General features: G+C 62.9%; 20 protein-coding genes. 7 read left to right on the forward strand and 13 right to left on the reverse strand.

Features of this window, described 5'->3' with window-relative positions; translation table 11 throughout:
- Positions 1 to 42: 42 nt before the first annotated feature.
- The 3 genes from Uis1B_RS07130 to Uis1B_RS07140 all read right to left on the reverse strand — a co-directional run bounded on the left by Uis1B_RS07130 (position 43) and on the right by Uis1B_RS07140 (position 3,843).
- Positions 43 to 1,647: a DEAD/DEAH box helicase gene (locus tag Uis1B_RS07130; protein WP_423734873.1), complete on the reverse strand. Its 1,605-nt coding sequence runs from the start codon at positions 1,645 to 1,647 to the stop codon at positions 43 to 45.
- Positions 1,648 to 1,863: 216 nt separating this feature from the next.
- Positions 1,864 to 2,691 carry a histidine phosphatase family protein gene (locus tag Uis1B_RS07135; protein ID WP_101616904.1) on the reverse strand — a complete coding sequence of 276 codons (828 nt, stop codon included), beginning with the start codon at positions 2,689 to 2,691 and terminating at the stop codon, positions 1,864 to 1,866.
- Between the two features lie 174 nt (positions 2,692 to 2,865).
- A complete protein-coding gene (locus Uis1B_RS07140) occupies positions 2,866 to 3,843 on the reverse strand; it encodes an AEC family transporter (RefSeq protein WP_101616906.1) in 978 nt (325 codons plus the stop codon).
- Positions 3,844 to 3,975: 132 nt separating this feature from the next.
- On the opposite strand from Uis1B_RS07140, the gene Uis1B_RS07145 reads away from it, so the two are divergent.
- Positions 3,976 to 4,422: a hypothetical protein gene (locus tag Uis1B_RS07145; RefSeq protein ID WP_101616908.1), complete on the forward strand. Its 447-nt coding sequence runs from the start codon at positions 3,976 to 3,978 to the stop codon at positions 4,420 to 4,422.
- On the opposite strand, the gene Uis1B_RS07150 is transcribed toward Uis1B_RS07145, so the two are convergent.
- Positions 4,400 to 5,332 carry a DMT family transporter gene (locus Uis1B_RS07150; protein WP_243390301.1) on the reverse strand — a complete coding sequence of 311 codons (933 nt, stop codon included), beginning with the start codon at positions 5,330 to 5,332 and terminating at the stop codon, positions 4,400 to 4,402. The genes Uis1B_RS07145 and Uis1B_RS07150 overlap by 23 nt on opposite strands.
- Positions 5,333 to 5,431: 99 nt before the next feature.
- On the opposite strand from Uis1B_RS07150, the gene Uis1B_RS07155 reads away from it, so the two are divergent.
- On the forward strand, positions 5,432 to 6,223 hold the full coding sequence (locus Uis1B_RS07155; RefSeq protein WP_101616912.1) for an SDR family NAD(P)-dependent oxidoreductase: 792 nt from the start codon (positions 5,432 to 5,434) through the stop codon (positions 6,221 to 6,223).
- On the opposite strand, the gene Uis1B_RS07160 is transcribed toward Uis1B_RS07155, so the two are convergent.
- The 4 genes from Uis1B_RS07160 to Uis1B_RS07175 all read right to left on the reverse strand — a co-directional run bounded on the left by Uis1B_RS07160 (position 6,220) and on the right by Uis1B_RS07175 (position 12,408).
- Positions 6,220 to 9,678, reverse strand: coding sequence for an ATP-binding protein (locus Uis1B_RS07160; RefSeq protein ID WP_101616914.1), 3,459 nt, complete (start codon positions 9,676 to 9,678; stop codon positions 6,220 to 6,222). The two genes, Uis1B_RS07155 and Uis1B_RS07160, sit on opposite strands and share 4 nt — an antisense overlap.
- A complete protein-coding gene (locus tag Uis1B_RS07165) occupies positions 9,675 to 10,325 on the reverse strand; it encodes a DUF4194 domain-containing protein (RefSeq protein ID WP_243390302.1) in 651 nt (216 codons plus the stop codon). Before Uis1B_RS07165 ends, Uis1B_RS07160 begins: the two co-directional genes overlap by 4 nt.
- A gap of 1 nt (position 10,326) precedes the next feature.
- Positions 10,327 to 11,901 carry a DUF3375 domain-containing protein gene (locus Uis1B_RS07170; RefSeq protein WP_207763393.1) on the reverse strand — a complete coding sequence of 525 codons (1,575 nt, stop codon included), beginning with the start codon at positions 11,899 to 11,901 and terminating at the stop codon, positions 10,327 to 10,329.
- A gap of 204 nt (positions 11,902 to 12,105) precedes the next feature.
- On the reverse strand, positions 12,106 to 12,408 hold the full coding sequence (locus Uis1B_RS07175; RefSeq protein ID WP_101616968.1) for a DUF2316 family protein: 303 nt from the start codon (positions 12,406 to 12,408) through the stop codon (positions 12,106 to 12,108).
- Between the two features lie 148 nt (positions 12,409 to 12,556).
- On the opposite strand from Uis1B_RS07175, the gene Uis1B_RS07180 reads away from it, so the two are divergent.
- The 3 genes from Uis1B_RS07180 to mmuM all read left to right on the forward strand — a co-directional run bounded on the left by Uis1B_RS07180 (position 12,557) and on the right by mmuM (position 15,081).
- Positions 12,557 to 12,922 carry a phage holin family protein gene (locus tag Uis1B_RS07180; RefSeq protein ID WP_101616920.1) on the forward strand — a complete coding sequence of 122 codons (366 nt, stop codon included), beginning with the start codon at positions 12,557 to 12,559 and terminating at the stop codon, positions 12,920 to 12,922.
- A gap of 36 nt (positions 12,923 to 12,958) precedes the next feature.
- Positions 12,959 to 13,666, forward strand: coding sequence for an SOS response-associated peptidase (locus tag Uis1B_RS07185; RefSeq protein WP_101616922.1), 708 nt, complete (start codon positions 12,959 to 12,961; stop codon positions 13,664 to 13,666).
- 308 nt (positions 13,667 to 13,974) lie between these two features.
- Positions 13,975 to 15,081: a homocysteine S-methyltransferase gene (gene mmuM, locus Uis1B_RS07190; RefSeq protein WP_165782784.1), complete on the forward strand. Its 1,107-nt coding sequence runs from the start codon at positions 13,975 to 13,977 to the stop codon at positions 15,079 to 15,081.
- A gap of 16 nt (positions 15,082 to 15,097) precedes the next feature.
- Here mmuM and Uis1B_RS07195 read toward each other — a convergent pair whose 3' ends face one another.
- The 3 genes from Uis1B_RS07195 to Uis1B_RS07205 all read right to left on the reverse strand — a co-directional run bounded on the left by Uis1B_RS07195 (position 15,098) and on the right by Uis1B_RS07205 (position 17,522).
- The gene (locus tag Uis1B_RS07195; protein WP_165782785.1) at positions 15,098 to 16,114 is read right to left on the reverse strand and encodes a glycosyltransferase family 2 protein; all 1,017 of its coding nucleotides are present in this window, start codon (positions 16,112 to 16,114) and stop codon (positions 15,098 to 15,100) included.
- A gap of 40 nt (positions 16,115 to 16,154) precedes the next feature.
- A complete protein-coding gene (locus Uis1B_RS07200) occupies positions 16,155 to 16,976 on the reverse strand; it encodes a nucleoside triphosphate pyrophosphohydrolase (RefSeq protein WP_101616972.1) in 822 nt (273 codons plus the stop codon).
- Between the two features lie 129 nt (positions 16,977 to 17,105).
- On the reverse strand, positions 17,106 to 17,522 hold the full coding sequence (locus Uis1B_RS07205) for a peptide deformylase (RefSeq protein ID WP_101616974.1): 417 nt from the start codon (positions 17,520 to 17,522) through the stop codon (positions 17,106 to 17,108).
- Between the two features lie 245 nt (positions 17,523 to 17,767).
- Here Uis1B_RS07205 and Uis1B_RS07210 point away from each other — a divergent pair, with 245 nt between their 5' ends.
- Both Uis1B_RS07210 and Uis1B_RS07215 read left to right on the forward strand, forming a co-directional pair.
- Positions 17,768 to 18,313, forward strand: a complete 546-nt coding sequence (locus Uis1B_RS07210; protein ID WP_165782786.1) for a DUF3592 domain-containing protein — start codon at positions 17,768 to 17,770, stop codon at positions 18,311 to 18,313.
- Positions 18,314 to 18,418: 105 nt separating this feature from the next.
- Positions 18,419 to 18,694, forward strand: coding sequence for a hypothetical protein (locus Uis1B_RS07215; protein ID WP_101616928.1), 276 nt, complete (start codon positions 18,419 to 18,421; stop codon positions 18,692 to 18,694).
- A gap of 192 nt (positions 18,695 to 18,886) precedes the next feature.
- Here Uis1B_RS07215 and Uis1B_RS07220 read toward each other — a convergent pair whose 3' ends face one another.
- Entirely contained in the window at positions 18,887 to 20,146 is a 1,260-nt protein-coding gene (locus Uis1B_RS07220) for a HipA family kinase (RefSeq protein ID WP_243390303.1), read from the reverse strand.
- Between the two features lie 125 nt (positions 20,147 to 20,271).
- Positions 20,272 to 21,372: a redox-regulated ATPase YchF gene (gene ychF / locus Uis1B_RS07225; protein WP_101616932.1), complete on the reverse strand. Its 1,101-nt coding sequence runs from the start codon at positions 21,370 to 21,372 to the stop codon at positions 20,272 to 20,274.
- Positions 21,373 to 21,409: the final 37 nt, after the last annotated feature.

Consider the following 21,409-nt stretch of genomic DNA (forward strand, 5'->3'; position numbering starts at 1 on the left):
CGCATGGTTCGATGCCGGGCCTCCGTCGTCCTGCCGTCCGCTCTATCGTCCCATGCGGAACGGCGCCGAATGCCTACGGCTCTTGTTGCGCCGATGCTGCATGGGATTGCGCTCCGAACGCGAACGATCCACGCCGGCGTTCCGGCGGGCGTTCATCCTACGCTCGTGACGCTTGGCGTCCTCACCGCGTTCGTCGCGCACCACGCGGATCGGCTTGCGGTGAATGCGCTTGCCCGTCGATTCGCCATGCCTCTCGGAACGGCGATCGCGTTCGCCCGGCCTACCGGAATCACGACGACGGGAGCGATCGCCCCGCCCCTCGCCGGAGTTCCTCGTCTGGGAGCGTCTGGACGGGGAGCGTTTCGGCTTCAGCGGCGCCAGCTCCCAGTGGTCGACCTTCGCGGCGCGCTCCCCCACCAGGTCCAGCACCTCGGGGGAATCATGGGTCACCGCGATCGGCTTCACCTTGATCTGCGCACGGCGAAGCATGGTACGGGTCTCCCTGCGCTGCTCCGGCAGCACGAGCGTCACCACGTCGCCGGCGTGACCGGCACGGGCGGTACGACCGGAACGGTGCAGGAACGACTTGGGATCCGCCGGAGGCTCCACCTGCACCACGAGCTCCACGCCGCTCACGTCGATGCCTCGCGCGGCCACGTCGGTGGCCACCATCACACGCACCTCGCCGGATTCGAAGGCCGCGAGGTTGCGGTCACGCTGGTTCTGGCTGAGGTTGCCGTGCAGTTCGGCCGCCGGGATGCCGTTCTTCGTCAGGTTCGCGGCAAGCTTCTTCGCCTGGAACTTGGTGCGGGTGAACAGGATCCTCTTGCCGGTTCCGGAGGCCAGCGTCCGCACCAGCTCGTGCTTGTCGGCGCGGGTGGTTTCGAACACATGGTGGGTCATCTCGTCGACGCTGGCGGTGGCGGAATCGACGGCATGCTCCTTGGGATCGTCCAGGAACTTCTTCACCAGAGCGTCGATGCCGTGGTCGAGCGTGGCCGAGAACAGCATGCACTGCGATTCGAACGAGATCTGCGCCAGCAGACGGTCAACCGCCGGCAGGAATCCCATGTCGGCCATTTCGTCGGCCTCGTCAAGCACGGCGACCTCCACGGATTCCAGCGAAAGCACATGCTGGCCGAGCAGATCCTCCAAACGTCCGGGGCAGGCCACGATGATCTCCGCGCCGGCACGCAGCTCACGCTCCTGACGGCTTTGCTTCACGCCACCGTAGATGGTGGCGGTCGTCATGCCGTAGGCCTGGGCCAGAGGGGCGAGCACCTCGTTGATCTGATTCGCCAGTTCACGGGTGGGTGCCAGCACCATGCCGCGCGGATGCGGCGTCCTCTCGGCGCTCACTCGCCTGCGGGACTGGGCGAGGCGAGCCACCAGCGGAATCGAGAACGCCAGGGTCTTGCCGGAGCCGGTTCGTCCGCGACCAAGCACATCTCGGCCGGCCAGGGAATCGGGCAGCGTGTCTGCCTGAATAGGGAAAGCGGTTTTCTTGCCGTCGCGAGCCAAGGCACGGACCAGCGGTCCGGGCACGCCCAGCTGCGCGAACGTGGGGGCGTTGTCCTCCGCGCCATCGGAGGTGTTGACATCGTCATCGGCCGCGAATCCATCGGCGGCATGCAAAGAGGTATTCAAAGTTCTAGTTTTCTTTAGGGGCACAGTGATCTTTCATCTCATCGAATCGCGTAATCTACGCAAACTAAACCACTATACCCCATCAGGGAACAAACCACCATGCGGAGCAGACCGATGTCACCGGAACGCACCGCAAAGGCATTCGGATCATACGAGCTATGCGAACCGTCTGCATGGATCCGCATGGATCCGCATGGATTGGTGGATCCGGTTGGCTCATCTGGCGAACTGAGCCAGATGCGGGTCCACGGAATGCACCACGTCCACCAGATCCCCATTGCTCAGCAGCGGCTTCTGGAACTCCCTCCACTCGTCCACCTTGACCTCCCAGCGCCCGTTCTCCTGATTGAGCACGGGCCTTGCGGTCTGCTCCCAACGCACCCGGGACGAGGTGCGTCCGGTGTTCGGATCCCGCCTGGAGTAGTGGAAGCAGGTGCAGTTGGTGATTCGCCATTCATCCGAATCGGATCTGCGCAGGAACTCCTCGTCGGAGATGTCCTCCAGCGTGAGCATCAGCGCCAGCATGAAATCCCCATGGGAGACGGCCACCACCGATTCGGCCTCGGCCCTGCGGTTGAGGGAGGTGAGCAGATTATGCACGCGATCCTCCGCCACGTCGGCGATGGATTCACCTGCCGGGGGGCGCCAGTACAGCGGGTCGGTGCGCTTGAACATCCAGTTGCGCGGATAGTTGTCGCGGAACACCTGCTGGGTGACGGTGCTGATCTCACCCCATGAGCGTTCGCGCAGCACACGGGTCTCCTCCCACTTGGCCTTGGGCAGCGCCATCGTGGCCGCGGTCTCCCTGGTGCGCACGTAGGGCGACACGAGATACCTGTCGAACAGCTGCTGCTGCGACACCAGCCACCTGCCGATGCAGTCGGCCTGCTTGCGCCCGGTGGCAGTCAGCCGCCACGAACGGTCGGGCACGGTGACGTTGTCCTGCGTGTACAGCGAATCGTCGCCCTGCTGACCGGCCTCCACGATCACGTTCGCTTCCGATTCACCGTGTCGTATCACATACAGATCCAAAGGCATTCCCATGGATGACGCTCCTCGTTCCATCGATCATCGACCCGAAGGGTCCTTCCCGCGGCTCCGACGCCGCATGACTGTTCCCACGGTAACGGCAGTCGTACGGCGAAACCGAAGACATTGCGACGTTCCTGCGAAGAATTCACGCAACGGCAAGACCGGGTTCAGCCTCGAGTGACTGTTTCAGAACACCACGTACGACACCGCGGTGAGGGTGAACAGGCTGGCCAGCGTGGTGATCAGCACCAGGCCGATGGCGTATTCGGGCATGTTCCGCTCCCGTTCGGCGAACATCACCAGCGCGGTCATCGTCGGCAACCCGGATATCAGCGTCATCGTATGCACCATGTCGGGCGCGATGACGCCCAGTCCAAGCATCGGCGGCACCACGGTGAACAGGTTGTAGAACAGGATCGGGAACAGGAGCATCTTCACGGCGATGCCGACGTACAGCTCGTATCGCCGCAGGATGCCGGTCCAGTCGCGGAGCGCGAACAGACCGCCGATGTAGATCATCGACAGCGGCGTGGAAACCGCGCCGACCGTGTGCAGCGGACTGAGCACCTGCTCGGGAACGGGAACGCCCGCGATGATCAGCGCCAGCGCGGCGAACACCGCCACGAGCGCCGGACTGACGAAGCTCAGGAGTCTGCGCCCCCACGAGGCCGCCGGCCGTTCATCCGCGCGGCTGACACGGTTCGCCTTCGGCCTGGTGATCCACACGCCGTACGTCCACAGCAGACACTGGTCGACCACCGACATCAGCGCGAAGTACAATGCGCCCTTGCCGGGGAACAGCGCCAGCACCAGAGGCAGTCCGATGAAGCCCGCGTTGCCGAAGACGAAGCCGCCTTGAAAGATCCTCCCGCGTTCGCCCGGCAGTCGCATCACCTTCGCCAGCAGCCAGAACAGCGTGATGAGCAGCGCATACATGACGACGGTCATGATGATGACGGCGAAGGAGTCGATCAGATCGGCCCTGGTGGTGCCCGAAACCGCGTTGGCGAACACCAGCGTCGGAATGCCGACCTTGAGAATCAGCTGGCACATGCCCTCAAGCGCCTTCTCCCCGTAGACGCGGGTTTTGATGCAGATGAATCCGATCGCCAGCATGACGGCGAAACCGATGAGCTGATCGAGAACGATGAAGAACTGCTGCACGGGTATTTCCACCTTACCTTTCCGGTAGCACTTTACTCCGCGGGCATTCAGCCCCCGGCACATCGGGAGCGTACCGGCTTCGTCTTCCGGTAATGTGGACAGGAACAGCGACTACCAGCCAAGGGGGATGACATGGGATTGTTCGATTTTGCGAAGGGTGCGCTTTCCGACGTGCTGTCTGGAGCGACCGGCATGGCGCAGGATCATCTGTCGCAGGCCATGGACGCCGTACCGCAGGTGCAGGATCTGGTGGGTCAGGTGACCGGCAACGCTGCGGATTCCCTGCAGAACGTGCAGGATCTGGCGGCGAATGCCGTGCCTCAGGCAGCCGAGTCGCTGCAGGGTCTTGAAGGTCAGGCGATGGATGCCATTCCTCAGGCTTCCGACGCGGCGCAGCAGGCGGTTGAGGGCGTTTCCTCGGGATTGACGGATTCCGCGGCGCAGGCGACGGACGCGCTGAACGGTGCGGCTGGCGGATTGAGCGACGCGGTCACCGGTCTGACCGACACGGCCAGCGGTCTTGCGGACACCGGTCTGACCGATCTTGCCGGACACGTCAGGAATCTGTTCGGGAACTGACCTTCAGCCTGCGTTTCGGCAGTTGAAGCTCCGAAAGCAGAATCGCGGCGAAGATCAGGGCGAATCCGATGACGGTATGGGAGGTCAGCCGCTCCCCGTAGAACACCATGGACGCCAGCACGCCGAAGATGCATTCGGTGCTCAGGATGATCGACGCCTGCGAGGTGGGCACCTTCTGCACGGCGATGGTCTGGAACATCTGACCGATGATCGTGGAGCCGATCACCAGATAGGCGAAGCCGGCGATGATCTCAGGCGTGGCCCACGACGCCTGAGGAGCGCCTTCGGTGAGGAACGCGCCGCCGATGAACAGCACCGTGCAGAACACGAACTCCAGGAAGATCAGCCCCACGGCGTCGTGGCTCTTGCCCAGCATGCCGACGATCACCAGATTCGATGCGTAGAACACCGCGGAGAGAATGGTGATGCCGTCGGAGAAGCTGACCTGAAACAGCTCCGCCCCGCCAGTGCCGCTGAGCGACACGAAGCCCAGACCGACGATGCATACGAACGCCGCGACGATATGCTGCCATCCGGGACGACGTTTCGTGATGGCCCAGATCAGGAACGGCACCATCACGCAATACGTGTCGACGAGGAACGAGTTGCGCCCGGGGGGCATGCCTTCGAGACCCTTGAGCTGAAACATGAATCCCAACCAGTAGGTGATGGCCAGCGCGATGCAGGGAATGACGTATCGACGAAGATCGATGCGGCGAAGCTTCGGCAGGGAGATCAGGCCCAGCAGCAGGGCCGCGAACAACATGCGGATGCCCATCATCCACTGGGTGGTGATGGTCGCCTGAATGACCTTGAGGATCGTATAGCCGGAACCCCATACGGCCGCGTTCACCACCAGCATCGCACGCGCCACGCCAGGCGTGATCTGAAAGCCTTTCTTCTCACTCACAGCGCACTACGCTAGCGCAGTCGGGCGGGAAGCCACGCCGAAGAGCGATCATTTCATCCGTCGTACACATCCGCGGCGTGTCGTCGTACAGTGGAGATCATGGCATACGCATTGATCACCGGCGCATCCAGCGGCATCGGAAGGGAATTGGCGGAACTGTTCGCACGGCACGGGCGTGATCTGGTGATCACGGCGCGCAATCAGGATCGACTGACACGGATCGCACGGCGGCTCGAACACGACCACGGAGTCCGCGTGCTGACGGTAGCGATCGATCTGAGCGAGGACGACGCGCCCCGACGTCTGCACCGGTTCACCACGGACCGAGGAATCGACGTGCGGTATCTGGTCAACAACGCCGGGTTCGCCGAATGGTCGGACTTTCTGGATATGAGCCGGGAACGGTTCGATGAGATGCTGCGGCTCAACGTGGGCGCACTGACCGAACTGACGTACCGGTACGGCCGTGACATGCGTGGGGCCGGCGGCGGCCGCATTCTCAACATCTCATCGGTGGCCGCGATGATGGCCGGACCGCATATGGCCACCTATTTCGCCTCCAAGGCGTACGTGCGATCGTTCTCCGAAGCGGTGTCGCACGAGCTGCGCGGCTCCGGGGTGAGCGTCACCTGCGTGTGCCCGGGGCCGACGAGCACGGGGTTCGCCGCCGCGGCGCACATGTCGGGCGTCAATTTCTTCACGCTGACCAAACCCGCCACGGCCCGGCAGCTGGCCGAATACGCCTACCGTGCGATGATGCGCGGACGCACGCTCGCCTATCATGGTCCGACCACCGTGGCTGGCGCACTGGCCGAGCGGCTGCTCCCCCGGGCCGTGACTCGCCGTATCGCCGCATTCATGAATGGCGGGCGGCCGAGCCGTCGACGCTAGTCGCCGTCGACGGCATCCGTCCCATCCAGCGCCGCCTCCCGGAGGAAGGATCTGCCGGTGTCGAGATCGCGATAGGCCACGTAGGCCTTGGTCGCCACTTCGAGAATCTCGGCCGTCTTGCTTTCCGGCGCCGAGACGATGACCTGGAAGCCAAGCCTCGGCAGCACGGACAGCGCACGCTGCGTGTACCGCCCGTCGGCCTTGATCAGCGCCTCGTCGAGGAACAACGTGGCGTAGGTGGGCTGGCCGCTCATGCCACCGCCAAGCAGGTAGATCAACGCCGCGCCGTAGACGAACGAGGTGAGCTCCTGCAGGGCGCCGCCGGACTTGCCTCCCGTGGAGGAGATACGCTCGTCGGGGCCTTCGGCATGATGCACGATCGCATAGAACGACGAACGGCACCTCGGATCGAGGTTTCTGGCGCCGTAGCTTCTGATGCCGTTGGAATCGCGCACCTGGGCAAGCTCCTGCCTCAGCCGTTCGATCATGGGCGCGCAGGAGGAGAAGAGCCGACGCGCATCGTCCCGCGATCCGGATTCAGCGACACCACCCCATGCGCGCAGCCTCGTCATCATGCGCTTGAGCTGCCCCATGAACGCCGGTTCCGGCCTTCTCACGTCGGCGTGCAGCGAAAGACTGCCATGCCGAGGCCCGAACGTCTGCCCGCGAAGCATGGCATTGATGCGCTCCAATTGATCGTCGATGTCATGCGCATCGGTGTCGATCGCACGATTGAGCTGCGTGAAATCCATCAGCAGCTTGTCGAGACAATTGTCGTATTCGGCATCCGTGGCATCCGCGGCGGTCAGCTTCGACAATCCGTCCAGTTCATCACGATAGAAACCGTAGTCCCCGATCCCGGCCGTCAAGGCATCGTCGTAGCTCGCATACCGCTCCCGGTAGGAGGCCATGCGCAGTTCCACCGCGGCCTTCGCCTCATCGGAGCGTCGAGCCAGATCCGCGCAGCGAAGCCGCACCTCATCGCATACGACGTCGATGATCCTCGAAGCGAAAACACCCTCCGAAGCCCCGTTCACGCCAACTATGACGTGCGGCCTGTCCGAAGCGCGCATCACACCGGCGAAGCCACGCTCATACGCCTGCACCATCGACTCCGTCACGGATGCGGGAATCGACGGTGATCCATCCCCATCAGCTTCGGCACCGTCCCGGGCATGATCGTCCAACCATGACCGGAACGCGCCGGTCGCCCTGACGATACCGTCCAAAGCGGTCTCAAGCCGGTTCACCCGACGGTTCGCCTCATCCCGCTCGGCGACGAGATCATCCCTCATCCCGGAAAGGCGGGTCATCTCGGGATCGTTCCTCATGGCCTCCATCCGATCCTCGATCCCTCGCACCCGATCGCGAGCGCCGGCCTCGTTGATCTCCTCCCATGTCGTGTAGTCCAGTCTGTCGGCCAGTTCGTGTTCGGACTGCAGCCGACGGATGCGCTCGCGAATGAGGCGATACCGGCTGTTGCAGTCGTTCAGCCGGGTTTCGACCTTGTCGATGCGATGCTGGAGCTCGTCGAGGTACGTGTCGTTCACGAATCCGATGATCGCGCGCAGCCCTTTCGTGCCGTGGTATCCACGGTCCGCGGATTTGAGCTGCCCGTCGCGCTGGACCTGCCGTCCGCGATCCGCGTCGTCGATGTGGTCCACGCACCGTGCGTCGAAGCGTTTCGACCGCGTCTGCTCCACCACCCAGTCGCGGAACGGGGAGTCTTCCCGGTATCTGAGCTTGTCGGAGAGCATTGCATCTCCGCCCTCCGTCGTGCCGCGCCGAGAACCCCCATCCGCATGGGTGAGGTCGGTGTCGACGAACGTCCACGTCCTGCGTGTCATGAGACCGGGATCGATGGCACTGACCTTCCGGGCGAATCCGTGTTCATGCCGACGGTCCACGAGAATCGTTCCGGCGATCTGACCGTAGGCCACGTTCATGGCGGTGCGCCACTGTTCGTCTTCCTCGCGGACATCCATCAGCTCGGCGACATACGGCAGCTCTTCGGGTTTCAGACCGGTGGCGCGGGCCAGCAGGGCGCGTGACTCGTCCATCGACTGCGAGATGCGGGTGTGCCGGGTCCGCTGGCGTTCACTATCCCGCTTCAGCAGGGCGAGGGTTTTTTCGGTTTCTCCTCGCTCGCCGACGATGGCGTCGCGTTCGTGTTCGAGTTCCTCGAGTCGTGCCGCGTAGTTCCGTTCGTCCGCGGCGGCCTGCCGTCGAACGTCGTCCCAGTCGGATTCGCTGTTCGGCATGTCCTTGCCGATGGAGTCGAACCGTTCCTGCAGTCGCCGGCGGCGCTGGCGGATTTCGTCGACGTCGCGTTTCGCTTGGGCGAGGCTGGTTTCGAGGCGTGTCAGGTCGCCGCCGTCGAGCCCTTGCAGCTGCATGCCGATCTCGTCGATGCGACGTTGGACCTCCTCGGCCCTGAGCTTCGCCTGGTCGAGTTGCTGTGCGGTGTTCTTCCGTTCGTTTTCCTCCGCCGGCAATGCTTCGCGCACTTCGGCCGTCAGCCGGTTCATCGTCCATGCGCGGATGGCGGCGATGCCCGGTTCGGTATCCGGGTTCACCGGGTCGAGGCTTCGGACGAGGCTCCGTGCTTTCTTGAAGCGTTCGTAGGCGTTCCGCACGTCGGTGAGCAGTTCGATCTTCCGGGCCTTCTCCTCCATGCTTCGGAAGTTTTCGTCGTACCGCTCGTAGTCGTCCACCGTGGCTTGGGCCAGTTCGAGTGCTTCGGGGACGCCGAGCACGCCCTGTTTGAAGATGTCGTCCAGTTTCGAGGGCGCGTCGGCGGATTGGATTCGGTGAAGCAGTCGGCAGGCTTCGGCGCTCAGTCCCATGACGTTCCAGATGTGCGCGTGGAACGCTTCGGCGTTGGGGAAGGTCTGGCATCCCGGATACGCGTCCTTCAGCTGGGATGCGGTGAAGGGTGCGCCGCGGTGGACGTCCATGATTCTGGGGTCGATCGGCTGGTTCCATGCGACGTACTGGCGTTTCAGCTCGCCGCGCTGGTCGCCCGCGCCGCAGTACAGGAACTTGCCACAGGAGAGTCGTTCACCGCCGTTGCGGTTCATATAAGTGTCCACGATCGCACCCCACACGGCCTGCGGGGTGCCGTCCGCATCGCGACCGCGCAGATACAGTGGTTCGTCGCCGTCTCCGATGTCGCTCACGCCCAGCATGCCGCGCAGATACGTGTAGTCGTTGCGTTCGGATCGACCGGCGTTCGACGCTTTGTTGAACGGCGTACCGGTGGGGTACAGCAGCGAGATCTGCGCGTCCACCAGCGTGGATTTGCCTGATTCGCTGGCGCCGGCGAGCAGGGTGACCGGCATTCGGGCGTCTACGGATGGCTTGAATTCGTGGTATCCGTCGTAGGTTCCCCAGTTGACGATTCGTCGGCTTTCCAGCATCCACCGGTCGGCGACGATCTGCATCTCCTGTCTCATCGGTCGGTATCCTCCAGCTTCCGTTCGGCCTGTTCCACGGCATTGGTTGTTCGCTCATCGTCCACGGCCTGCGTTCCCAGCCATGAGTCGGCCAGTTCGCGGCCGAGCACCACGGGCACGAGCGCGGTGATGCGGTACATGCCTTCGTTCTCGTCGATTTTTTCGAGGTATCCGTAGGTCATGATGGAGGACACCGTGATCGAGAGCTTCCTCATCACGCCTTCCTCGTCGTTCCTGCCGGCGAGGTATCCGGCTCCGGTGGTCATCGCGGCGCGGATCTCCTCGAAGCTCACCAGCCAGTGGCCGCGTTCGACGTGCACGTTCTCGTATTCGAGCACGCGGATGCGCAGGAACGCCAGCAGTGCGGCCTCCTCGCGCGTGAGGCTGACCCGGGTTTTCAGCGAGCGCAGGCTCATGCCGGGCTCTCCCACCGGCGTGGCGTACATGATGCGGTATCGCGTGTCGGTCACGGGGCGCAGCAGGTCGTTGTTCAGCGAACGGGTGACGGCCTCGAGATTGTCCTGAGCGATGTCGTAGAGATCCCCGTTGATGTATCGGTCGCGTTTGAGGGCGATGGCGACCATGCGCGCGTCGGCGGTCATGTCGCTCAGATCACCCTCGAACAGGGCGTTCGTGTCGTCGGTCATGTCATCCTTCCTGTTCGATGGCGTCGAGTTCCTCCATGGTGGCGAGCAGCGGCGCGGTGCGCCAGATGCGCGCGGTGCCGTCCAGCGACGTGCAGTGCCATGCGACGGTTTCGGCATCGGATTCGGTTTCGTCGTTGGTTCCACGGTCGACGTTTGGCCTTGTTTCGCTTGATTGCGTCGGTTCGGCGTGCAGGGCGCCGAGGAACCCGATGATCTCGCTTTCGCGGCGCTCCCCTGCCGGCAGACGGTTGAAGCTGGCGGCCATGTCCACCCGGTTTCCGCTCATGCATGGACGGCGGCGAATCAGCGAGACCATGCGTCGCAGTCGCGGCCCGCCCACTTCGATCATGGAGTGCAGGTCCGGGGTTTCGACGCGATTTGCATCGTCATGGTCGGGCAGTTCGGGAGGCGTGGCGCGCACCATGGTCTTCGCCGGCCTGGTCGGCAGTCCCGACAGGCGTACCGCTCCCACATCGGTGCCGTATGGCGTGGCGGGGTCGTCGGGGTTTTCCTTCGCTTCGGCGTTGAGCTTGACGAACAGACGGTTGAGCCGTCCGAGCATCGTACGGTACCGGGTGTCGGTCTGCTGCCGGACGAGTCGGCTGACCGCCTCGTCGGAGATGCGCATCTGCCGTCGAACGTCTTCGATGCCGTCATAAATGCGGGCCAGTTCGGCTTTGACCTGATTGAGCAGCGCGTTCGGCTCAGCGGTGAGATACGGGGTTCTGGCGATGTCTCGGATCGCCTCGTCGATCTGCTGCCGCCCCTCGTCGGTCACGATCACCTGGAATGCGTCTTCGAATCGTCGGCCACTGTCCGATTCCTTGAACGATCGGCGGTATTCGTCGTGGTAGGCGGTGAGGATCTCGTCCACCGTCATGGAACCGGACTGCATGCGCCGACGCAGCATGTCGCCGTTGTCCCGCTCGGTCAACGCGAGTTCACGCAGATCGATGGGCACGCCGCGTAGGGTGTTGTGCACCACGGCGATGATGTCCTCCACCTGCTGTTCGCCGAGTTGACGATGGTCTTCACCGCTGCGGATGCGGTCGATCTCCCGCTGTCGCGCGTCGATCTCCCGGGTGAGCAGGTCGATGCGTTCGGCCGGGTCTGCGGTCAGTCTCATCCGCGCGTGCTCGATCTCCATGATGATGCTGTTGGCCTGTGCGCCGGACAGCGTTCTGGTGTCGTCTTCAAGACGGTTCAGCGCTTCGATGGCCCGATGCGCCCTCGCGGTGAGACGGTACAGGAATCGGTGGGAGGAGGCGTCCAGCGAGTTCGCCAGCCACGCGTAATCGCCGTCGCCCTCGCGGGAAAGCTCGACGAGGATCCGATGCGCGGCGTCCGTCACCGTCTCGTCGTCCCTGAGCACGTAGTCGCCGGAGTCGATCAGTCCGACCAGACTTTGAGCGAACCGCTCCTCGAGCGTCTCCCTCGGCATTTCGCCGGTCAGCGGATCGAATGATGATTTCAGCAGCGCCACGTAGATCATCGAGTTCTGCCGAAGCAGCAGACGGAGCACTCCCGTCTCGTAGACCGGTCTGAGCCGCTCCATCTCCCGTCTCACGTCAGCCAACGGCCCGTCCTCTTTCTCGAAAATCCCATGTCGTACGGTTCGGCTGCCGAACCGGCGTATCCGCATGATCGTCATATCCGTACGAAACCGTCATAACCGTACAAAGTATAGAAGAAACCCGTGTGCGGCCGTGGATTGCCGAATTCGATTCGCGGACGACCGGATACGGTTCACCGTCGCGGCTCTGATCTTACGGCCGGCCGATCAGTCGTGCAGCACGTTGGCGTCGATCACGGCTCCGTCAAGGAACCAGTAGTCGTGCGGATCGCCTTTGAGCGCGGTGAACGGCGTGAGTTCGACTCCGCGCTCACGGGCGACGTCGATCAGGTAGCCGCGGACGATCCACGGGTATTCAAGCACACCGGATTTCAGGTCGATGATGGTTTCGATGGTGGAGCCGTCAACGCCGAACGCACGGCCGATGTCGTCGGCATCCAATCCGAGGCGCCGCATGTTCTCCCTGAATTCGCGTTTGGTGGCGATACGCTGTCCAAGACTCAGTGACATGACCGATCGATTCCTTTCCGCATGCTCCATGACGGCATGCATGGATCATTCTATGCTTGCGGATCCGGATCAGGCGACGCGTTCACGCTGCGTTTGCCGCCCACCGGTCTCACGGATGAGACCTACCGTTGGTGGCATAATCGGAAGCATGAGTCGTTTTCTTTCCCGATGGCTGGTATTGACGATCGCGGCTGGCGTGATGGTGGCGCTGCTGCCCGGCATGGAGGCGGTTGGAGAGCCACCGATTCTCGGCATCGCCGCGTTCGCCCTGTTTCTGGCGCTGTTCAACGCCTCCATCAAGCCGATCGTCCAGCTCATCGCCTTGCCGATCTCCCTGCTGAGCTTCGGCCTGTTCGCACTGGTGCTCAACTGGCTGTTCATGGAGCTCGCCTCCTGGCTGGCCATGTCGCTGTTCGACGTGGGCGTGATCATCCATGGCTTCCTGTGGGCGGTGCTCGGCTCGCTCATCATGTCCATCGTCTCCGGCATCGTCAACGCCGTCACCGGCGATTGACGTCGCAGGAATCCTCGACAGGCGACCATCGTCATCATGTGCAGAAGATTCGCGCTCGATCTGGATTGGAACGCCATCGCCGACCAATTCGGCGTAGACGACGAGGATGTGAACGTCGACGCGCTGCCGCAACCGTCCTATAATATCGCGCCGAACCACACCATTGCCCTTGTGGCTCAGGGCCAAGACGGGCGGAAGCGTCTGACCGGCGCACGATGGTCGCTCGTCCCCCGGTGGAGCGCCACCGCCGATCTGACGTACCCTACCTACAATGCCCGAGTGGAGTCGGCGGGCGTCAAACCCACGTTCGCGGATTCCACGATATCGATGCGGGCGATCATCCCCGCCTCCGGATACTACGAGTGGCATGGTCGACGTCCGTTCTACTTCCATGCCGCCGATGATGCACCATTGTCGATGGCCGGCCTGTACTCATGGTGGAGGCCGAACGCCGGATCCCCGTGGCTGCTGACCGCCACGATCATCACCTGCGAGGCCGTGGACGGTCCGGCCACCATACACGACCGCATGCCCATGCTGATACCGGCGGACATGGACTCCGCATGGCTGGACCCCGGGATCGACGGCAACACCCTGCTGGAACCGGTTTGCGAGCGCGGCACCGACCTCTCCCGACGACTGCGCTTCCACGAGGTCGCCCCGCTGCCGACAGCCGAATCCCCTGAAACCGGCCGCCGACTGACGGCCCCTCTCCGCCACGACACCCCGCTGCGTCTGTTCTGAGGCGCACGGTTAATGCCGTGCGTCCGCCGCTGTAAGCTCACAGCCCGCCTTCAATGGACTAGACCGCATTTCATGCGAAACGCAGGCTGGTCCATCGTAGACGAAACCTATGAAACTCAGAAACCGCATGATTGCAATGGTTTCAATATCGCGGAAGCCGGAATCCGATGGATTAGACCGCATTTCGGGGTTTTCTCACCGTAATCCATCGCAATCGGATGAATCTCGGCTCAACCCTGATCTCCCTCATCGAAAAACAGACTACAGTCGGAATCGATCCGCCCCGCAATGAAAGCAATGATCGAGATATGACCATGAACCATACTCCCTACAATGATGCGATCGGCGTCGCCCTCGCCGCGCAGTCTCCGCTGATCGTGGACGGGGCGATGGCCACCGAACTGGAGAAGCGCGGCGTGAACACGGCGAACGCACTCTGGTCGGCCACCGCGCTGATCGACCATCCGCAGGCCATCCACGATGTGCACCTGAGCTACTTCGAAGCGGGAGCGAACATCGCGACCACCGACACGTATCAGGCCAACGTCCCGGCATTCGAACGACTGGGCCTGAGCCAAGCCGACGCCGAACGACTCGTCGCGCGGGCCGCCGAGGAGGCGACCGCCGCACGGGACGAATACCGGCGGGCGCAGCGCCTACGGACGCACTGCGACAAGACTGCCGAACCGTGCGGCCGCAAACCGACCGAGGAACGCACGGCACCACCATCGCCCCCACTGCCGCCCGCGCCGCCAACCTCACCGCCAACCTCGATGCCATCCGCGACGCCGGCCGCGGATCGACCGCTGCTGATCGCGGGCAGCATCGGCCCATACGGCGCGTTTCTGGCGGACGGCAGCGAATACACGGGCGACTACGAGCTCACCGACAGCGAATACCGGGACTTCCACCGGCCGCGCATGCGAGCGCTCGCCGACGCGGGCGTGGATCTGTTCGCGTTCGAAACCATGCCGAACATCTCCGAGATTCGCGCGTTGACTGGTCTGCTGGCCGAGGAGTTTCCCGACATGCAGGCGTGGATGTCGTTCAGTCTGCGTGACGCCGAGCACCTGTGCGACGGCACGGATCTGGGCGTTGCCGCCGAAATCGCGCAGGCATCGCAGATCGGCGCGGTCGGCATCAACTGCGTGCCGCTGGACATGGCCGAGGATGCGGTTCACCGGCTTCACGAGTCGACGGACAAGCCGATCATCGTCTATCCGAACAACGGTGACGTCTATCATCCCGAGACGAAAACATGGACACCGCATCCCACCGGGCTGAGTCTCGCCGGTCTCGCCCCGCGATGGGTGGAGGCCGGCGCCTCGCTGATCGGCGGATGCTGCCGCACCACACCCGACGACATTCGCGCTGTTGCGCTCGCCGTGAGCGGCCCAGCCGCCAAGCATGAGTGAGCTGCGGGCCAGACGCTCAGGAGGTCGGCCATTTGGTGAACTCCGGAACGGCTGATGTCCGCTCGGCCTCGTAGAAGGGAGCGGAGCAGCGGGCCCGGTTGATTCGACCGGCCGCTTCCATGCCGCCGTCGCCATACGTCGGGTGCTCCAGGAACTCACGGGTGGGTATTGAATGCTGCCGCAGTTCGGGATGGGTCTGCACGGCGTTCTCCCAGAGGCGTAGTCGTTCGCCCGCCAGCGAGTCGAGTGCCAATACGGCGTGTTCCATGTTCTCGACGTATGCCGTACGATGCCGTTCGAGGATCTGTCCCAGCATATGCGAACGCTTCTTCAGAGCGACGACACCGGAGTCGGACGAGGTCGTGAAATGGTTGACCAACGGCTTACTGACCACGACGATTCGCGGATCACACTCACAGTCTTCCAACGGATCGTTCTTCAACTGCCCGTTCTCCAGCAGTCTGAGGAAGAAATCCCAGTCCGCAGCTTCACCGGTCAGGGTTTCGGCGGTTAGGGTTTCATCGTAGCCGCCGCAGCCACGCCATGATTCACGTCGGAACAGGCAGGTGGCCGGGCAGCAGTTGCGCGGCAGGAAGTCAGGCAGTGTTCCCCCGGTCGGCCGTACCACGCAGTCGAGCACGCCGAAGCATTTGAGCCATCCGGAGACGGCGATGACGGTGCCGTCTGAGCGTAGCAACGGCAGGGTTTCGGCGAGGAAATCGGGAAGCAGCCGATCGGCATCGTCGAGCATCAGCACGTATGGCGTATCGGCTGAGGCGATCGCCTTGTTCCGTGCAGCGGATATGCCGGCGCGATCACGCTTGATCACGTTGATTTCCGGCCGCGGCAACGATTCTGCGTCATATGATTCGGACTCATGCGCCTCGCCGTCATACGGTTCGTCGCCGACCACGATGATCTTCGCAGGCCGTACCGTTTGCCGCAATACCGATTCCACTGCGGCGACCAGCGTCTCACGTCGGTCGGCGCCGACGATCACCGCAGTTACGTCATCGGCCATGTCTTCAGCCATGATTCCAACCTTTCCACACCGACCCCATCGGTTCGCGGGACTATCTCCCACCGGTCCGTTCGTTTGTGTCGGACGATATCGTCTCCTCCCGTGCGGCGACCGCAGCCTCGACCTCGCGCAGTCGATTGCGCAATGCGGATTCGATGTCGATGCCATCCGATTGGGCACGCCGGACGATGGCGAGGATTCCGTCCGCATAGACATCGGCCTCGGTGTTGTCGTCACGATCGGACGTCGCGGCGTCGAACGCTTCGAAGAGTTCCTGCGCGTGAGCCGATTTCTCGATGCGCGACGCCACCTTCGCCGCCCGGGGAAGCGCACCCTGCGCATGCGATATGCCGTCGAGCACGGAATGGCGATGCTTCTCCCGCTGCTTCATCCGCTCCCACAGGGTGAGCACCTCCTGGGGCGAATCGTCGTCCGATGCGCCGGCTTCGGCGTCGTCCGGCGCGAATACATGCGGATGCCGGGTGATGAACTTGTCGACCAGCCGATCGGCCACTTCATCGATGTCAAAGGGATCAGCGTCATCGGCCTCACACAAGCGCGCCTGGAACACGGTTTGCAGAAGCACGTCGCCCAGCTCCTCGCGCATGTTGTCCCGGTCGCCCGTCTCCACCGCGTCGACGTACTCGTAGGTCTCCTCCAACAGATGCTTAAGTAGCGACCGGTTCGTCTGTCTGCCATCCCACGGGCATCCGCCCGGCGAATAGAGGATGTCCACGATGACCTTGACCCGGTCGAGCGCGGTCTTCGCCTCGATCACCGGGCGGAGTTTCGAACAGCGCTCGAATCCTTCCGGAAGCCGATACGTCCGCCGTCCCGTCGTGCCGTTCGCCGTATCACTCGTCACATCGTTCATCGCAAGCCGTCCATCGCATTCGTTGCCTTCCATAACGGTCATGGTAAACCCTCCCCCCGCGTCCGTCGAATCGAATGTTCTGCCGGACCGAATGTTCCACCGTATCCGCCCGTGCCACCGTATCCGCCATCAGATCAGCCGGCCGTCGCAATGATCGATCTCATGCTGGATGATCTGCGCGGTGAAACCGTCGAACCGTGCGGTGCGTTCACGCCAACGCCGGTCGCGGTACGTGACCGTGACGCGACGATACCGGGTCGCAGGCCTCTCCCCCTTCAATGACAGGCATCCCTCGCTCGCCGCATACGGTTCCGCCTTGGCCACGATTTCGGGGTTGAACATCACCATGCTGCGGCCGGTCAGCTCGTCAGCGAAGACGATGATCCGTTTGGAAACGCCGATCATGTTCGCCGCCATGCCCACGCATTCATGCGCATGGGCCCCAAGCGTATCCCTCAGATCATCGGCCACCGGCAGATCATCCTGCGTGGCCGGTACGGAAGGCCTGCGCAGGAACGGTTCGTCGGTCATGATCGGCTGCTCCATGATCACGGCTCCCTTCTCCGTAAACGTCCGGCCCGGCTGGGCGGATCACCCTCCAATGTATCAATCATCCGCACCAACCACCTATGTCAGCCATCTGCGCCAACCATATGCGCCAACAATCTTTCGGAAATGCGCGGCGCGCAATACCGTATGGCAATCCTTTGATACGCTTGAAATCATAATGCTCCGCAACGTCAGCGGTCGCCTGCATGCGGTATCGCAGAAGCCCGCGGAAGGCAGGAATCATGGCATCGGATATTCACGGAACTCCCGAATCACCCTACGGCATCGAATCGTCCTATGGCACCGATCAGCGACCCATCCGTAACATCGGAAACAACCGCGGGTTCTGGAGCAGATGGTCGTGGGCTGTATTCTGCGGATTGTTCACCATCGTCGGAGCGGCCCTGCTGGTGCCGAGCGCCGGAGCCCTGATCAGCGAAATAAACTTGCTAAGGGACTGCACCGAAATCACCGACGGTACGGTGACGCAGCTGATCTTCAATCCGGCCGACCCGTCCGATGATGATTCCTCGGACAGCTGGACACCGGTGTTCCGATACGGCGCATCCGGGAAGATCTACGAGCAGCGATACTCGGTGGCGTCGTCCCCTCCGCAGTACGAGGAGGGAGAGGCCGTAACGATCCGGTATGATCCGGCCGACCCAAACCGGTACGTGGTGGAGGGCAATTATTCCCCGCTGATTCTATACGGCGTCATCACGATCATGTGTCTCGCATTCGCATCCGTACTGCCCGTCGCCATCGTCATCGCCGTAAGAAGCCGGTGATCCGCCGAGGAGACCGGCCATGGCGTCAGCAGGCCATGAGCGGCCCAGCCGAGACGTCGACGGAGGCAGGCCACGCAGGAAACCAACAGACAAGGATGAATCATCATGACCGGATTCGACGACGACCCGTTCCCCGATCCCGACGCCGTGCTGCTCGACGGCGGCACGTTCCGCCTGTACTCGAACCGTATCGAAGAGGATCGCGGCCTGTTCCTCCGCAGCACCGACGTGACCTACTACTCGGACGTCACCTCGGCCCAGCTGTCCGGCAGACTCCTGACCGTCTCGCGCAACGGGACGAGACGAGTCGTCGTCCTCCAGTTCCGACGCAAGGAACAGGCCCGGATCGCCCTGCACATCATCAACCTCTGCAAGCAGTAGCCAAACGACGACCGCGCCCCTATCCGTGTCGCAAACGGCCAGACACCAAGCGCAATCGGTTATTCCCCAAACATCGGAAAACGGCGGATTCCACACGCTTCGGAAAGTCGGAAACGTTGGAAACCCGCCGTTTTACGCGGCTGTTGCCCTCTATTTCGTGACGTTGAACTTGTGAACTCAACCCGACTTGCCTTACCGCAGCAGTTGTTCGTTGAGGATGACGGGGGCGTTCTTGATTGCCGGTCGCAATGCATCAAGCTGATCGGACAATCGCGATTCGTCGACCACCGGCAGGTCGAGCAGAGAACGCGCGGCCGCGTGCAGGTAGTCATTCAGCGCTTCGATGCGACCATGCTCCATTGGATGCGCCGGGTCGTTCTCCAACGTGACGTCCAATGCCCTACGCAGCATCTCATGCTGGCTGGCGCCCATGATGGCCGCGCACTGGTCGCGGAACGTCATGCGCGAGTTCGACGGCTGACGCTCCTCCAGCACCTTCGGCGTCCATGCGCCATGCTCCCAGTCGGAACGCATGTCGTTCTTGAACAGGGACATGTTGTGGTCGAACAACGGGGCCGGGCCGAGAATCCGGCCGGTATGGTTGTCGCGCAGGAACCCGTGGTTGTTGGCGTGGCGGTCCTGATTGACGATGAGCGCGTCGAACGCGAGCATCGTGCGCATCGCCGCGAACGACTCCTCGGACACGGCGCGCGCGGCGGCGAGAATCTCCGGGAACGACGCCAGCTGCGTCGCCGCATAGAACGGCACGAACGACACGTCCTTCGTGTTCATCGAGCCGCACACCGAAGCCAGTTTGCCCTTCCACCGGGCGATGCGGTACTCGACCGCGTTCACGCTGAGCCTGCGCGCGAGCTGCGAGGCGAGGTACTCGGAGTACGGCTCCAGCCCGGCGTTCGCATACCCTTCGGAACCGGCCTTCCACAATTCCAGTCCGCGTTCCGCATGCCGCCACGCCTTCGGAAACTGGCCATCCGTCGTCCACTCGCTCGACAGACCTATCGCATGTTTCTCGCTCGACGTGTACCCGGTGTAGGCCACGACGGCGAGCGCCTCGTCCAATGGATTGTCATACAGGTTGATGTCCGCGAACTTCAGGTTCTCGTCGTCATGTTCCACCCAGAACGAATCGTTGACCGACAACCCCTTGCACAGGTCGATGATGCCCAGCGTATCCGAGATGTTCAATCCGGCCTGCGCGAGGATCTGCGCGGCGAACTCGCGGTTCTTCGGAATCGTGCGCCGCTCCAGCCACGTCGTCAACTTCGCGTCATCCGGCTGAGGGGCCAACGGGAACGGCAGCAACGTCCGCTTCGACTCATCGAACCAACGGATACGTGCCTCAATCTTGCCCGCCAACAGACCCTCGCCGTATGCAGCGTCGAATTGCATCAGCGGATCATCGTACAGACGCAACACGTAACTCGTCATCATCACTCCTCCGACGATCTCGACCAAACCGGGTCTGCCGCCACGCCCTTCGCGCGAACAACTGCCATCAGTATAGACAAGGGCCTTGGAACCATAATGATCCCAAGGCCCTCAGCGCTACCCGACAATCACTTCTTAGACGTTGGGGAGAACTTGAACTCGACGATGTCGCCGTCCTGCATCACGTAGTCGCGGCCCTCCTGACGGAGCTTGCCCTCCTCCTTGATGGTGGCCATGGAGCCGTCGGCCGCGACGAAATCGTCGTAGGAGACGATATCGGCCTTGATGAACCCCTTTTCGAAGTCCGTGTGGATCACGCCGGCTGCCTGCGGGGCGGTGTAGCCCTTGTGGATCTGCCAGGCTCGCACCTCCTTCTCGCCGGCGGTGAGGAACGTCTGCAGTCCGAGAATGTCGAATCCGACGCGGGCCAGCTGGTCCAGACCGGATTCGGAAAGCCCGGCATCGGCGAGCATCTCGCGGGCGTCCGCCTCGTCAAGCTCGGTGAGATCGGCCTCGAACTGGGCGTTGAGGAACACGGCGGGCGCCGGGGCCACGGAGTCGGCGAGCTTCTTCTTCAGATCCTCGTTGGCAAGCTCGTCGTCGTCCACGTTGAACACGTAGATGAACGGCTTGGCCGTCATCAGATGCAGATCGTAGATGTCCGCCTTGTCGATCCTGCCGGCTGCGGCCGCATGGTCGATGGTCTCCCCGCCTTCGAGGATCTCCTTGGCCTTCTTCACAGCCTCGAGATACGCCGGCTCGATCTTCTTGCCTCGCAGATCCTTCTCCAGCTTCGGCAGCGCGTTCTCGATGGTCTGCATGTCGGCGAGAATCAGCTCGGTGTTGATGGTGTCGATGTCGTCGGCCGGATCCACCCTGCCGTTGACATGCACGATGTCATCGTCCTCGAAGGCGCGCACGACCTCGCAGATCGCGTCGGCCTCACGAATGTTGGCGAGGAACTTGTTGCCCAGACCTTCGCCCTCCGAAGCGCCCTTGACGATGCCGGCGATGTCCACGAAGGTGACGGTGGCGGGCACGATCTTCTCGGTGTGCACGAGCTTGGCGAGCACGGGAAGACGGTTGTCCGGCAGCGGCACGATGCCGGTGTTCGGCTCAATGGTGGCGAACGGGTAGTTTTCGGCGAGCACGTTGTTGCGGGTCAGTGCGTTGAACATGGTGGACTTGCCGACGTTCGGCAGTCCGACGATTCCGATAGTTAAAGACATGCCTTACAGCCTACAATCCCGGCACGTCATTACCGTT

The sequence above is a fragment of the Bifidobacterium margollesii genome (assembly GCF_002860355.1).
Taxonomy (GTDB): Bacteria; Actinomycetota; Actinomycetes; order Actinomycetales; family Bifidobacteriaceae; genus Galliscardovia; species Galliscardovia margollesii.